Genomic DNA, 14,992 nt, shown 5'->3' with positions numbered 1-14,992 from the left:
TGGATGTGATGTATTGACAATTTACAATATTAATTTTGGAATAGGTTGGGCAAGTAGTGGAGTGGAATATGCTCAAGTATATAGAGCTCAAGCTTTAAGAAAGTTAAAAACAGAGTTTAAATTTATTTTCTTAGATTTTATTGGTAAGGAAAATATTCAGACGTTGACAAGTAATATTGGTTTTAAAGATGATGAGATTATATGGATTTATCAATACTTTACAGATATAGAAATTGCTAAAACATCAGTAACAATAGATCAAGTATTGAATTCTCAGGACATAGAGATTAGTCATAAAGAAGTTGACAAAGATAAAGTAAAATATTTTTATGATAACAATAAAAGTTATTTAATATGTTACTTAAAAGATAAGGATGAACCTTATGTAGATAGGGTTGAATATATTTCAAGAGGAAAACTTCTTCGACGAGATTATTATTCCTATACGAAAATATTAAGTGAATATTTTGTCCCAGAAAATAATACTGCCAAATTATATAAACGATGCTTCTTTAACAAGAATGGTTCCATAGCATATCGAGAATTTATAAGTAACAACAATAGTATTTTTGTTTTTAAAGATAGTATTTTTTATTCTAAAGCAGCTTTTGTTGGATATTTTTTAAAATGTTTGTCGTTAAAAGATAACGATATTTTAATTATTGATAGAAACGCCAAGATTGGCCAAGAAATAGTGAAGAATAAGGGAGACGCAAAAGTAGGTGTTGTTATACACGCTGAACATTACAACCACACATACACAACAGAGGATTATATTTTATGGAATAACTACTATGAATATGTTTTTTCTAATGTTGATCTATTTGATTTTTTCATCACTGCGACCGAAGGACAATCAAAAGTGTTAAATAATCAATTTAAAAAGTACTATAATTATTCACCACGAATTTTTACTATCCCAGTTGGGAATTTAAAATCTATTAAATACAGTGAAGAAAGGAAACCATATTCAATAATAACAGCATCGCGTTTAGCTACAGAAAAACATGTAGATTGGCTTATAAAAGCAGTGATTGAAGCGAAAAAAGTTTTACCAGAGCTTACCTTTGATATTTATGGTGAAGGTGGTCAAAAGAAAATATTGAATGATTTAATAGAATCTTATCATGCCAATGATTATATTAAACTTTGTGGACACTTAGACTTAACTGAAATATACAAATATTATGAGTTATTTCTATCAGGATCAAAGAGTGAAGGTTTTGGTCTAACCTTAATGGAAGCAGTAGGATCGGGTCTTGGTATTATTGGTTTTAATGTTAATTATGGCAATCCTACTTTTATTAATCATGGTAGTAATGGTTACCTTGTCGATATAGATTTTAATAACTCTACAGATCAAATGATTATAGAAAAATTGAGGGAAGCGATTATCGATTATTTTAATGATGATTTAGAAAAAATACATGAATCATCATATAGAATTGCTGAAGATTTTAAACTGTCAGATGTAATTAATAAATGGCAAAGACTCACTGAGGAGGTACTATATGATTAATCTTTTTGAGTCATTTAACAAAAAAACAATTCTTTTGTACAAATCATTGAAATACTCGAAAGTAAATAATAAAACTATCATCTTGAAGGATGATGGCTTCCTACCAGTTGAAGTCTATAGTCCTTTTTCATTTTTCTCTGAAAATAAAAAGAGTGAAAAAAAACCTCTATTTTTTAATCAAGTTGAAGTTCCTAAAACTTGGGAAATTGAAGGGAATAATAATTTTGCATTAATTAAAGATTCTGGATCTATAAAAGGGAAAATATTTTACAAGGCCAATTATAAAAGAAGAATTGTTGAACGAGTAGAATGGTTTGATTTAAAAGGAAGAGTGCAATTTATAGATTATTATGATAAGAATGGTCTAAAATATGCTGATCTTATAGTGAATCCGGAAACTGGACAAAGAATATTAAAACAATATATTAATGATCGAAATGAAATCTTTTTGACAGAGAATTTAATTACTAATGATATAGAGCTTTTGTTCCAAGGAAAAAGATATCATTTCTATTCAAAGGTTGAATTTTATAAATTTTATTTAATTATGAATGGATGGCAGGACTCTTCTTTCTTTACTAATAGCTATGTATTCACCACTGCAACGATTAATAGTTTAGAGAATGCCACAGGTAACATTATTTTTAATCAACAGCAAATTGATAATAATACAATTAAACATCTAGAGAACCTTCTGAGTAAACCAGGCAACAAATACAGAGCTATGATAAGTGGAGAGAATGATTATAAACAAGTAATGAAATTAATGGAAGATAAATATAGAGATAAAATCTATCAATCTGGATACGTCTATCATTTTGTTCAAGAGAATAAAAAAACAAACAATGTATTAATACTTACCAACTCAGATCAAATTGTAAATGTGAAAGATTTAATCGAAACACATACATCATTAAACTTTCACATCGTTGCGCTAACAGAAATGTCAAATATATTAATGAAGCTAAATCGGAATCCCAATGTGTACCTATATCCAAACGAAAAAATTTCTAAAATAAAAGAACTTTACAAAATAAGTAGTATTTACTTAGACATCAATAAAGGTAATGAAATATTAGATGCCGTTAGAGGGGCATTTGATTATCAGTTACTGATATTAGCCTATAAAGACACCGCTCATAACTTTGATGTCACGGCTTCTGAGAATATCTTTGATATAAATAGAACAGATGAATTAAGCGATGTATTAACAGAACTTAAATCAAAATCAAATCTAATCGATACTCGCCTTCAATTACAACTCATTCAAGGTGCATCTATTACAGAAGAAGTGTTTAGAGATGGTTTTAAAAAAATAAATAATTAGCGATTTCTTCTATAAAAAGCTAAGTTAGAAAAATGCTATGTAATTTTTAAGGTTTTAAATTTTATTGACTTTCCAGTTCAACTTAATACCAATACAAAAAAGAGATAAAATGTGAAGGTTATACTGAATTTAACAAGGCAACAAATTAGGGATTTAAATTCTATAGTAAGCGTTACGGGAGAGAGTTATGAAGAAATATTATTAAGCACTTTTTATGAATATATATAATCCTAATAAAATTATTGAATAGGAGAGACTAAAGGATAATTTAGAAGATTTTGATAGATTTCAAAATTTGCTTAGACATTATATTAATGAAAATATTCGAAACCTAGAGATGTTATCTGATCATGTAGAAATAACTTATAATCCTTATCGATCTATGACGGAAATATATAAAAGATTGTTAAATCATCATTTCTATAGCTCATACATTATCACTGATTTATATAAAGTATCTAATCAAAGCCATAAATATTATTGAATCTAATGAAAAATTTTGAAATTAATGAAATGGATATCAATTTTACTAACATTTTCTTGGAAATCTTTCTTAAAAAAGTTAAAGAATACGGGCTTAAAGGATTTTTTATTTATATTTGCAAAGTGCCAATAGTAGATTTCCATTGAGAGTAAAGAATAGATACATAAATCAATCAATATGTGTATTGTATTGCGTAGATTGTATTTATATATAATTAATTATGAGAATGATATAACGTAAGTATTGGAAGTCATCTAGTTATTGGTATGTCAACAGTATTTTAGACAGTTTTTATAGAGTGCTTCCTTATACTCCTTCGGTGTCATATAACCGAGTGCACCATGTGGTCTAATATTGTTATACCAATTCACATAATCAAATAGTTCAATTTTTAACTGTTGTAGAGATGTAAAATGATACTGTCTAATGAATTCTGTTTTCAGTGCCTTAAATGTCGTTTCAGCAACCGCATTGTCATAGGGGCAGCCTTTCATGCTCAGTGATCTTTTGATACCAAATGTGTCAAGTACATCATCAATCAAATGATTATCAAACTCTTTCCCACGGTCTGTATGGAACATTTGAACCTGTCTTAAATCATGTTTAATGGTACTCAGCGCTGATGACACAAGATGGCTATCTTTATTTGGACCTGCACTATGCCCAACAATCTCACGATTAAACAGGTCAATAAATACACATATGTAATGCCACTTTCCTGACACTTTTACATAGGTTAAATCACTGACGAGCACCTCCATCGGTGCCTGTCTAATGAAATTTCTACTGAGTCTATTCATGATATTCCGTTCATTGTATTGTGAGGAATGCGGTCTATATTTCAATGAAGTATACGATGATACCAATCTTTCTGCTTTCATAATTCGACCGATGCGTCTTCTAGAGACTTTGAGACCAATTTTATTTAACTCATGCTTAATTCTACGTGTGCCAAAACACTGGCGATTCGCATTAAATATCTCAACGACTTTATGACTGATGATATCCTCTGAATTATCAACAGTCTGTTTATTCAATTCATAATAATAGGTACTTCTTGGGATTTGTAGGACTTTACACATTGCTGATACTGAATATTTATCGACATTCTCACGAATGACATCTATTTTCGTCCCATGATCAGCGCTGCTTGCTTTAAAATGTCATTTTCCATCTTAAGTTGCTGGTTTTCTTTTCTGAGTTGTCTCATTTCTCTTTCTTCATCTGTTAAGTTATCTAAATGATTGAAAGAGCCTGTCGCTTGATGATTCTTGACCCACTTATCCAATGATGAGGGGGTTAGATCATACTCACGTACAATTTCAGATTTAGGTTTACCATTTTCAAATAATCGCACCATCTGTAGTTTAAACTCTGGGGTAAATGTTGTTCTTGTCATAAAAAAATCGCCTACTTTCTTTGATTTAACAATAACCTCCCTCATAGGAGTTGTCCAATCAAGTGTAGACGATTAATACAATGCATGTTAAGTGGAGGATTAGAGTTCTTATATACTTAGCTGCAAATAATTTAAAAACAGAACAGGAAATTTATCGGTTACTTAATTTAGAGGAGATATAAAAAATGATATTATACACGGAAGAGTTTGGTGACGGCGAACCTATTATTTTTCTACATACTGGATTGCAGACTGGTCAGACAGAACTCACAGAACAGAAAGATTATTTTATGGAGAAATATAAAGTAATACTGCCAGATTTAAGAGGACATGGTAAATCTGTAGCGGATGATTTAAATGATTATTTTAATTTAACTGCACAAGATTTATTCGAAACTATGAGGCATCTAGAAGTCGAGTCTTCACATATCGTTGGATGTTCTATAGGTGCACTCGTTGGATTGACATTTGCCAAAAGATACCCTAACAACACGAAAAGTCTAACTTTATCTGGAATCATGCCAGAAAAGCCAGATAACTGGGAGCAAATCAATGAAGATCAATCAAAGGATACTGCTAAAATTTTAAAAAACCCTACCCTAAAATCCTATTTTGATCAAATACATGAAGGTAATTGGACCAAACTTTTAGGTTTAACAAGAAGTGCTGACTGGTATCCGTTTGAACTTACTAAAGATCTAAGTACTATTGGTCCCCCAACACTTTATATTGTTGGTGAAAACAATCCATTAGAAGTATCTGGCGTAATAAAGTACCCTAAAAATAACGAACAAATACATGTGGCAGTGATTCCTTATGCAGGACACAATGTACATTTAGAACAACCTGATATTTATAATGCTATACTGAAATCTTTTTTACATGAGAGGTAAAATTATGGTGAATATTACCATGCACGATAATATTAAAGACCTTGATCTAGACCAGAATTTAAATGGAATTTGCCCATCTACAGGAATGGTGGTAAGTTGCAAAATTAATGATAAATTAATTGCATTATTAACTTATACTAAAAATAATTTCCACCCACATTCTATAATTCTTCATTTTACGTTTTTTAGAGATTTTAATGATAGTGAAATAATGAATACTATGTTTAATAAATTAAAGGCCAAATTACCAACCTCTAATTATATATTGAAACTTGAAACTCAAAGTAGAATATATAATAAATTTATTTCTAATAATAATTTTGCCGAAATAAGAAAAACATATAAACCAGACATATCTATTACTACAATAATAAACTACTTTAAATCTTATGATTCTCAGCATAACTATCATCCATCGAAACTTACTTTGAACAATAACTTACTCACTAAAGTATTTGATGTGTATAAAAATACTCATAGAGTAAATCCATTAGGGAATATTGATCTAAATACGTGGAGAAACACTGTATCAAAAGACCTAGATTTCAATCATTCCATTGTTATTTACAATGAAAGAAACAAAATTACCGCCTTTTTATTAATTTTTGATTATTTAGAAGATAAAAAAGAAGTAGGATGGATTTATTTTGAAAATGACTCTATGAAAACACAGTTGTTAAACCAATTTGTAAGTATGCTATACCGACTTCAGGAATCTGGTATAACAAGTTTATGTTTTGAAATCGACACTACTGATCTCTACTCTTATGAGTTATTTTCCCCATTTTTGATTAACGAAGCCCCTAGCCTAATTACATATAAAAAAACACATAAATAATAAAGTATAGAGGAGTGAGTTTATGCTTGGATTACCAGATAATAAAGTGCTTCTTGTTAACTATGATAAAGAATGGGAACTTCTGTTTAATCAAGAAAAGCAAAAGATACTTGAAGTCTTTGAAGGTCATAATATTCAAGTTCATCACATTGGCAGTACTGCTGTTAAAAATCTAAGTCCAAACCTATTTTAGATATTGCTATAGAAATAGATAGTTTTCAAAATATCAATTACTATATTCATTACTTACAAAAGCTAAACTACACTTCTAAAGGAAGCAACATCCTTCCCGATCGATACTATTTTTTAAAAGGAAACCCAAGAACTCATCAGATCCATCTATATGAGAAAAATAATCACTTTTTAAATCAACAAATAAAGTTTAGAGATGTTTTACGAAAACATCCAAACTTAAGGGATGAATATGAATCATTAAAAATTAAGCTTGCCAATGCAAACAAGAATGATAAGCACAATTATACTGATTTGAAAACTGAATACATTAATAGAATACTTAAGTCCTACGACTCACTTAAATAATCAAAAGCAGTCAACATTAGATGATTTTCCAAATACAAAGAATATTAATTTAATCAAAAACTGACACTTGAGTTTTATTCTAAGTGTCAGTTTTTCAATTCTACTCAATACGCCGCAATATGCCCATCTGTTCGATTTTCAGTCCCACCGTATAAAATACCTGTCTCTGGATCTCGCCATATAATTTGGCCACGTCCAAAGCCTGCTGAATCGAGTTTGATTTCTATATCATGGCCTCTCTTGACCAGTTCTTCAGCGACATGATGTGGAAAGTTTTTCTCTACCCAAATCGTCTTGTCTTTCACCCACTGCCAACGGGGAGCATCAAGAGTGGTTTGCGGATTTAGCTTAAAATCAATCGTATTCATAACGACTTGAACATGGCCTTGGGGTTGCATGAAACCACCCATGACCCCAAAGGGACCGATGGCATCTTTTTCTTTAGTGATGAAGCCAGGAATAATTGTGTGATAGGAGCGTTTATTGGGTCCAAGTGCATTGGGTGAATCTGGATCTAAACTAAAATCACAGGCTCTATTTTGTAGTCCAATTCCTGTTCCAGGTACGACTAGCCCTGAGCCAAATCCCATATAATTACTTTGAATCAGTGACACCATATTCCCCTCTTCATCCGCTGTACATAAATACACCGTACCACTTGCTTTTGGTTCACCCGCTTCTGGTTGTTTTGCCTTGTCAGTGATTTCCTCACTTCTTGTTTTACCATAGGCCGCATCAATTAGTGCTTTACTGCTTACTGTCATATGATCGATATCCGCCACATACTTTTTACCATCAGCAAAAGCGAGTTTCATAGCCTCTATTTGTTTGTGATATGTATCCACTGATTCTTTACCTTCAATATCTAAGTTCTTTAAAATATTTAAGGCTGATAAAGCGATGATACCTTGTGTATTTGGAGGGATTTCCCATATATCATAGCCTCTATAGTTCACAGAAATTGGATCAACCCACTCTGGTTTATATTGTTCCAAATCTTCTTTTCTAATATAGCCATTGTATTGTTTAGAATAGGCATCTATCTTATCTGCAATATTTCCCCTATAAAACGATTCACATTCCGTATCTGCGAGTTCTCTTAAAGAGTTCGCCATGTCTTCGGACTTCCATATCTCACCGACTTTAGGCGCCACGCCATCTGGTGCAAAGGTGTTAAACCAATGATTAAATTCATCTCCATCAAAAGCTTCCTTAAATCGAACTGCAGCCTTCTCCCAAAATCTTGCCAGTACTGGTGAAATTGGATAGCCTTCTTCAGCATATTGAATGGCAGGTTGAAGTAAATCTTTAAAAGGCAATTTCCCAAAACGTCTCGATAATTCAGCCCAAGCTCCTGGTTGGCCTGGAACTGTAACTGGCGTAAAGCCGTATTTTGGAATCTCATCGTAACCTTGTGCCTTTACCTTATCGATTGAAATAGATGCTGGTGATTTACCAGAACCATTCAAACCATGTAACTCATTGTTCACCCAGACTAAGGCAAAAGCATCCCCACCAATACCATTGGTTGTTGGTTCTACAACAGTTAAAGCCGCAGCTGTCGCAATCGCTGCATCAATCGCATTGCCACCCTGTTGCATGATCGAAAGACCCGCCTGTGCAGCCAATGGCTGTGAAGTTGCCACCATCCCCTTTTTACTGACCACAGGATTACGTTGTGAATGATATGGATTAAAAAGTGTGTCGAATTTTATCATGTCTTTTCCCCTTTGTTATGTTCACTTAGTTATATAAAGATTATCATAGCCTTTATGATGTCACAATTTTTAGATAATATTTTAGTGATACAATTGAAATGATAGATAACACTTTCAAAGTCGTTATGATGAGAAAAAGATTGAGTATAAGAAGGAGGCGTAATTAAAATGAAAAAGAATTATGTAAGATTTCTAGCATTCGGTTACGGCCTCTCTATTGGTGTTTTCTTTTAAAAATTTAAGAATTGGCTCAGTATGTCTAATTTTAAATAATAAAAGAAAATGGAGTGTTTTTATGATAAATACCAATAGACTTGAACTTAGAGTTTTGATTGAACGTGACTTAGAAGATGTTTATGAAATATATAGTGATGAAAAGACGTGTCAGTACTTATTACATGAACCATGGAATGCTAACAACAAAGTGTCAGCTTTTAAAGAAGAGTTGAGTAAAAACGACTTTGATTCAAAAGACGGATTGAATCTAGCCGTGGTTTTAGATAATAAAGTGATCGGTATCCTATCCGCTTGGAAAACGGAAATGAAAGACACTGCTGAGATAGGATTCTCCTTTAACAAAAATTATTCAGGTCAAGGCTATGCGACAGAAGCCGCAAAAGCACTTTTAGACTTTCTTTTTGCCGATAAAAACCTACACAGGGTCACAGCGAATTGTGATGCAAGGAATACCGCTTCAGCGAAGTTGTGTCAAAGAATCAGTATGAGGAAAGAAGCGCATTTCATAAAAGATTTTTGGAATAAAGGCGAATGGACGGATAGTTATATTTTTGCTGTGTTGAAAGCAGAGAGATAAATAATAGCCATATGACCTAATTTAGAGTCATATGGCTATTTCTATTTTATATTCTTTAACACATCATACAGATGGTTTTTAAATAATTCTCTATCTACCTTTTCACACACTCTAACATTAGGCTCTTTACCTAGTCTTCCATTGATATCAACTAAGCTATAACCCCTAGTTAACTCACCTTTAGTTTCGACATCTACAAAGTATTTCTTAGACTCACTCATAATTCTTTCGTCAGCGGCTATGGCAACTAACAAGGTATCCGGATGGGTTGTACCCTCTAACTTATGTACTTCCTTATTGAACCTCTTCACTACTCTATTCACATCACTAAAAAACTTAGACCCTTTTGTACCTAGACTTTCAATCTCCTTGTGTTCTTTATCGAACATTAATGAATAATCCGTACACATATCCCAACCGACCATAGTCATGCCCATACCCGATTGTAATACTAATTTAGCCGCTTCAGGATCGACATAAAAATTGTATTCCGCAGCAGGCACAATATTACCGAGCTTGTTATTAGTGCCGCCCATAATATATAAATGCCTCACCTTGCTAACAATACTTGGATCTTTCTTGATCGCCATAGCGATATTAGTCAATGGTGCAATGGCCAGTAATGTAACCTCCCCTGGATTTTCATTAACTGTCTTTATAATAAAATCTATAGCATGAGAGTTTTCCGCAGACCCTTTCGGTTTAGGGAAAAACGAATCGCCCATACCATCCGATCCATGCACATCCTCAACAGTGGTGTGCTGATTTTCATTCCCAAAAATCGGACCTTCATATCCAGGGTAAACAGGAATATTATCAAAACCTGCTACTTCAGTGGTATATAAAGCATTGTCAATCTGTTGGTTGAAATCTACGTTACCACCCGTGATTGTAATACCAAGCACATCAAAATTATGAAGTGCAGTCAAAATTGCAATCGTGTCATCCCCAGCAGTATCAGTATCAATGATTACTTTGTTCATACAATCCCCCACATAAGATAATATTTTATACATGAATCAACTTAAACTCTTCAACTACAATCTCTTCATCTTCATTAAATTCATACCCTATTTCCTTGTATAACCATTCAAAAAATTCAAGGTGAGCCTTTCTCCAGTAAGATAACGTTCGGTCACCTTCACCTTCTTTATAAGCAATTTCTTCGTCTACATCGGAAAACTTCATAGTGTATACTTTCGTATTCTCAATAATACACTTTGGTTCATCAGATTCATCAAGAACAATACTCACATCACCCACTTCAGGTAATGGTTCTTGCTCTAAATTATATTCTATTAAACTACTACACGTTAAGGATTTTGTTCCATCAACCACAAGCTGAACCAGTGTGTTTGGATCAGTTCCAAATTGAAAAGCTCCATAAGATTTATTTTTATAATCTGGATAATCATTTATAAATTCGTTCCAATACTTAGCTACTTTCAATCTCAATCAAGCTCCTTACTTTTTATTAAGTTAATTGTATAGAGTTCCTGTAATTATTTATTCTATATCATTTATTTTCAAAGTGTTGTGAGCGATTATTTCTATGAAAAATACTATTTTATAATATAACATATTGAAAATGTATTTGAGTAATAATGTATAATAGTTATTATACAAAATATATTTCGATTGTGGGTGTCAAAATGTTTGAAAATTTTTATAGAGAATTACAAACATCAGTTAATGAAAAAGACGTAGAAAATACTTATCGTAAGTATATTTCAAATTATTATAATGAACCTATATCATCTCCATATGGGTCAGATGGATTATTACAAACAAAACTAAAGTTTAATGAAATTAGCAAACAATTATTTCTTATTATGGAATTTAAAGATGATAAAAACATTAAATTTAGAACTGAAATGATGAAGGTAATAATTCAAGTGTTATACTATATTAAAAAATTTGAGGAAGATGGTAAAATTTTACCTAATGTTATTTTGGTTGCAGATAAGAATGAAGCTTTCGTATTACATAGTAATAATGTAATAGATTTTTTAAATGAAAATATTGATTGGTCACTCCCTCCTTCAGAAGCCGGTAATAATAATCCAGTTTTACTAAAAAAACTAATTGAGTCTCCTTTCTACCCATTCGTATTCGATATAAATGAAAAATTTAACTTAGATGATTTATTTAATAAAATAAGAGATATTATTGCCGAAAATAATAGACAAATACGTATTACCGAAAATAACATTTCTAAGATTTATGAATATTTTATCGTCAATGTAGTTAAAGATTATAAAAAGTATGATACAAATTCATTAGTATACAGTTTTATAGAAATGATGAAGGATCAAGATTTAGTTTATAAAAGAAAAACTTCTTCATTACTGCTAAGTAATAACGAAGAGATAAATGTAGATAGAAATACTTATCGATCTTTCATCAGTCACTTTCTGAGATCCTATACACCAGAAGAGGAAAGAAAATTCACCGAGATTTCAGATAGATTGATTGAAGAAACTAATCGAAGAAAGAAGGGAGAATATTATACTCCTACAGCATTTGTTGACTATAGTCAAAAATTGCTTGATGAATGCTTAGGTGCTATGTGGAAAAGAGAATTCACTGTTTGGGATTCTGCATGGGGAACAGGAAATTTAACTAGAGATCAGAATTTCAAAAATTTATTCGTATCTACCATTAACAAATCAGATTTAGATATGGGAAATGTTTATAATCAAGGGAGCACAAAGTTTCAATATGATTTTTTAAACGATGACGTTGATGAAATTCATCGTATAACATCGCCAAAAATGCCACAATCTTTAAGAGATAATTTAGAAAACCCTAATGAAAAAATTCTTTTTTATATAAATCCCCCTTATGCTACAGGTGGGAATGCAAATAGTCAGACTACGGAAAGTAAACTCGATCTGGCAAAGTCCGTTATTGCTGAATTAATGAGAGAAGAAAAACTAAAAGTATCTGAACAATTATATGCTCAATTCTTGTTTAGAATTATACAAATTAAATTACAAACAGATAGTGAGAACATTTACATAGGAATATTCTCACCTACTCTATTCTTAACAGGTACTAAGTATAAAAAGTTTAGAAAAATTTTCCTTAAACATTTTGAATTTGTTAAAGGAAGCATGTTTAGAGCAAGTCATTTCGCTGATGTAAAGGATACATGGGCAATATCTTTTACTATATGGAAGTCCAAAAAATCACAACATAATAAAATACAAACAGATTTTCAATTAACCATATTAGATAGAGATGAGACTGGTAACGTTATTGAAATTGGTAATAAAACTTTATGGAATTTAGATAACGATTCATCTTTACAAGAATGGATAAGCTCAAAAAAGAACTCTATAAATACCGATAAAACAGAATTAATTCCTAACTTTACTTCGGCTTTTAAATATAAAGAGCAATTGGTAGATACTTATTCTGATTCTATATGTGTACTAATTAATGATACAAATAATATAGAAGCTACCACAAAAGGCGTATATTTTATGCAATCTCCTGTAACTAGAAACCTAAAAAAAATATATGTCACTCATTCGAACTTTGAGGAGGCATCTGTAACTTTTACATCTAGAAAACTATATAAACCAAACTGGATTAATCAAAAAAATGAATTCAGTGCTCCTAATGAAAATGACCCATTGTATAAAGAGTACTGTGCTAATTGTGTAGTTTATTCCATATTCTCTAATTCTAATAATGTAATAAGCTATAGAAACATAGAGATTGATGGTAAAAAATTTAGTAAACGTAATGAATGGTTTTTTATGAGTAACAAAGAAATTCGTGATCTAGCAGGTAAATGTAATAGTGAAGCATTCCATGATTCATATAGTTTTGGTGGTGATTCTCTTATCTATGATTATCTCACTGAAAACAAACATCTACTTTTGGAATCCGCTAAAAAGCTAATTGTAAAGGCAACAAATATTATACGTGAAACGTTTCCTCTAAGAGAAAATTTTAATTTTGACTATCCTGAATTTCATATTAATACCTGGGATGCTAGCTGGCAACAAGTTAAAAAATTAAAAGCTATCTCTCATCAACAAGCTTTTGAAGAATTTAAAGTTCTTTTTGGAGAATTTGAGAATGAAGTTCTTGGATTAAGTGAACAATTAGAGGTACAAAAGTTTGATGAATAAAATTTCAATAACTCAGGTACAAATATATTAGGCATATCTCTGTCTATAATTATATTAAACGGTAAAATATATTAGGAAGAATATATCAAAATATCCTCCGAAAAACTAATGAAACCCCAAAATCTCCTATGATTTTGGGGTTTCTTTTATCTTACTCAAAATTAGTAATTACAAAGGTATTTCCATCTTGAGTCAATGTATAAGTTACTTCTTCTGTTTGTTCACCATTTGAACTTGCATGAGCATATGTTCTGTTAGCAATGATTTGATAGTCTGTATCTGAAAGTTGTTCTACATTCGTTATTTCCATACTGATACTCTGATGATCTGCAAAATCTCCTGATTCTCTATTTGCTTGTATTTTCTCTAAGGCATCTCCTGTCACATATCTCGTCACATTTTCAGTTTCATTATTATAGTAATCCGCAAGTAATGGCGGATAGGTTTCTTCAATAACTGATATAGCTTCTACTTCATCCGCTTCAATCATCGCATTATCTTCACCTGGTAATTCATCAAAAATTTCTCTTTTTACAAGTCCGACCATTTCCCCATCTGGTGAGTTATAGGTACTTGCTCCAGTACTATAATATCTTCCATCTTCACCCTGACCTTGGTAAACATAAAACGGTAAGCCATTTATTGACTCTTCTTCTTCATAAATATCAGGCTCACCTAGAATCTGAGTCAACTCATCTCCAGTAACTCGAGCATAGTACCAAACATACTCTACATAGTTTTCATCTGGATTGATACTAGGATTAGAACTATCATCCTCACCTGTACCATACGGTGCACGTTCGCTATACATTACACCAAGGTTTCCGTAGATTGCTGGGCTTCCGCCACCTGTAGGAAATGTAAATTCATATGTCCCGTATTTTTCTTCTACTTCAGTCTGTGTCATACCATTGGTGATTAAGTCTTGCTTAAAAGTTCCATCTTCATTACCTTCAGTTGTACTAAAGAACTGAGCTTGTACTTCAGGAGAGTTTAAGTCAAAATACAGGTCGTCTTTTGGATCTTCTGACGTAGTGTCTGTACTTTCTTCGTTTTCACCTTCTGTATCATCTGCTTGTTTTTCAGTTGTTGAATCTTCCTCAGTTGGTTCATTATCTTCTGTCTCATCGTCTGTTGATTCTATACTTTCTTCAGTCTCTGTTTCTTCTGTACTATCATTACTTGTTTCTTCATTTTCTTCTGAATTACTGCATGCTGAAAGTACAAAGATCAACACAATAATTTGTGACCACCATAGCTTCTTCAAGCGCTTCACCTCATATTTTTCTATAAAAAAATAATACCCCGAAAGGTA

11 protein-coding genes and 1 pseudogene are annotated in these 14,992 nt (G+C 31.8%); 7 read left to right on the top strand and 5 right to left on the bottom strand.

What is annotated here, in order from left to right:
• Window positions 1-13: 13 nt before the first annotated feature.
• Complete coding sequence (gene gtfA, locus V6E76_RS09340) at window positions 14-1,519, top strand: accessory Sec system glycosyltransferase GtfA (protein WP_166626264.1); 1,506 nt, start codon at window positions 14-16, stop codon at window positions 1,517-1,519.
• Window positions 1,512-2,846, top strand: coding sequence for an accessory Sec system glycosylation chaperone GtfB (gene gtfB / locus V6E76_RS09335; protein ID WP_247352724.1), 1,335 nt, complete (start codon window positions 1,512-1,514; stop codon window positions 2,844-2,846). The genes gtfA and gtfB overlap by 8 nt, the downstream gene beginning before the upstream one ends.
• Window positions 2,847-3,599: 753 nt before the next feature.
• On the opposite strand, the gene V6E76_RS09330 is transcribed toward gtfB, so the two are convergent.
• Window positions 3,600-4,729 (bottom strand): IS3 family transposase gene (locus tag V6E76_RS09330; RefSeq protein WP_205710580.1). Its coding sequence is split into 2 segments (ribosomal slippage): window positions 3,600-4,489 and window positions 4,489-4,729, totalling 1,131 coding nucleotides; the frame shifts between segments, so codons are not numbered across the junction.
• A gap of 185 nt (window positions 4,730-4,914) precedes the next feature.
• Between V6E76_RS09330 and V6E76_RS09325 the strand changes: the two genes are divergently transcribed.
• The 3 genes and pseudogenes from V6E76_RS09325 (at window position 4,915) to V6E76_RS09315 (ending at window position 7,000) form a co-directional block, all read left to right on the top strand.
• Window positions 4,915-5,622, top strand: coding sequence for an alpha/beta fold hydrolase (locus tag V6E76_RS09325; protein ID WP_247352722.1), 708 nt, complete (start codon window positions 4,915-4,917; stop codon window positions 5,620-5,622).
• A gap of 4 nt (window positions 5,623-5,626) precedes the next feature.
• Window positions 5,627-6,460, top strand: a complete 834-nt coding sequence (locus V6E76_RS09320; RefSeq protein ID WP_247352719.1) for a hypothetical protein — start codon at window positions 5,627-5,629, stop codon at window positions 6,458-6,460.
• A gap of 22 nt (window positions 6,461-6,482) precedes the next feature.
• Window positions 6,483-7,000, top strand: a pseudogene (locus tag V6E76_RS09315) (GrpB family protein).
• A 104-nt stretch (window positions 7,001-7,104) separates the two neighbouring features.
• Here V6E76_RS09315 and V6E76_RS09310 read toward each other — a convergent pair.
• Window positions 7,105-8,718, bottom strand: a complete 1,614-nt coding sequence (locus V6E76_RS09310) for a gamma-glutamyltransferase family protein (protein ID WP_247352717.1) — start codon at window positions 8,716-8,718, stop codon at window positions 7,105-7,107.
• A 295-nt stretch (window positions 8,719-9,013) separates the two neighbouring features.
• Between V6E76_RS09310 and V6E76_RS09305 the strand changes: the two genes are divergently transcribed.
• Entirely contained in the window at window positions 9,014-9,532 is a 519-nt protein-coding gene (locus V6E76_RS09305; protein ID WP_166626258.1) for a GNAT family N-acetyltransferase, read from the top strand.
• Window positions 9,533-9,573: 41 nt separating this feature from the next.
• Here the strand turns inward: V6E76_RS09305 and V6E76_RS09300 are convergent, their stop codons facing one another.
• Both V6E76_RS09300 and V6E76_RS09295 read right to left on the bottom strand, forming a co-directional pair.
• Window positions 9,574-10,515 carry a nucleoside hydrolase gene (locus tag V6E76_RS09300; protein WP_247352730.1) on the bottom strand — a complete coding sequence of 314 codons (942 nt, stop codon included), beginning with the start codon at window positions 10,513-10,515 and terminating at the stop codon, window positions 9,574-9,576.
• 25 nt (window positions 10,516-10,540) lie between these two features.
• A complete protein-coding gene (locus V6E76_RS09295; protein WP_499797798.1) occupies window positions 10,541-10,981 on the bottom strand; it encodes an ASCH domain-containing protein in 441 nt (146 codons plus the stop codon).
• Between the two features lie 203 nt (window positions 10,982-11,184).
• Here V6E76_RS09295 and V6E76_RS09290 point away from each other — a divergent pair, with 203 nt between their 5' ends.
• The gene (locus V6E76_RS09290) at window positions 11,185-13,677 is read left to right on the top strand and encodes a hypothetical protein (RefSeq protein ID WP_499797797.1); all 2,493 of its coding nucleotides are present in this window, start codon (window positions 11,185-11,187) and stop codon (window positions 13,675-13,677) included.
• Between the two features lie 151 nt (window positions 13,678-13,828).
• Here the strand turns inward: V6E76_RS09290 and V6E76_RS09285 are convergent, their stop codons facing one another.
• Window positions 13,829-14,944 carry a hypothetical protein gene (locus V6E76_RS09285; protein ID WP_247352710.1) on the bottom strand — a complete coding sequence of 372 codons (1,116 nt, stop codon included), beginning with the start codon at window positions 14,942-14,944 and terminating at the stop codon, window positions 13,829-13,831.
• Window positions 14,945-14,992 lie beyond the last annotated feature (48 nt).

The organism is Jeotgalicoccus huakuii (assembly GCF_036665975.1).
Classification (GTDB): domain Bacteria; phylum Bacillota; class Bacilli; order Staphylococcales; family Salinicoccaceae; genus Jeotgalicoccus; species Jeotgalicoccus marinus.
The sequence above is the reverse complement of the archived record's forward strand: the minus strand, read 5'-3'. Positions and strand labels throughout refer to the sequence as shown.

Coding starts and splice junctions, on each gene's coding strand:
- gtfB (WP_247352724.1), top strand. CDS start 1,512: ATGATTAATCTTTTTGAGTCATTTAACAAAAAAACAATTCTTTTGTAC.
- V6E76_RS09325 (WP_247352722.1), top strand. CDS start 4,915: ATGATATTATACACGGAAGAGTTTGGTGACGGCGAACCTATTATTTTT.
- V6E76_RS09320 (WP_247352719.1), top strand. CDS start 5,627: ATGGTGAATATTACCATGCACGATAATATTAAAGACCTTGATCTAGAC.
- V6E76_RS09310 (WP_247352717.1), bottom strand. CDS start 8,718: ATGATAAAATTCGACACACTTTTTAATCCATATCATTCACAACGTAAT.
- V6E76_RS09305 (WP_166626258.1), top strand. CDS start 9,014: ATGATAAATACCAATAGACTTGAACTTAGAGTTTTGATTGAACGTGAC.
- V6E76_RS09300 (WP_247352730.1), bottom strand. CDS start 10,515: ATGAACAAAGTAATCATTGATACTGATACTGCTGGGGATGACACGATT.
- V6E76_RS09290 (WP_499797797.1), top strand. CDS start 11,185: ATGTTTGAAAATTTTTATAGAGAATTACAAACATCAGTTAATGAAAAA.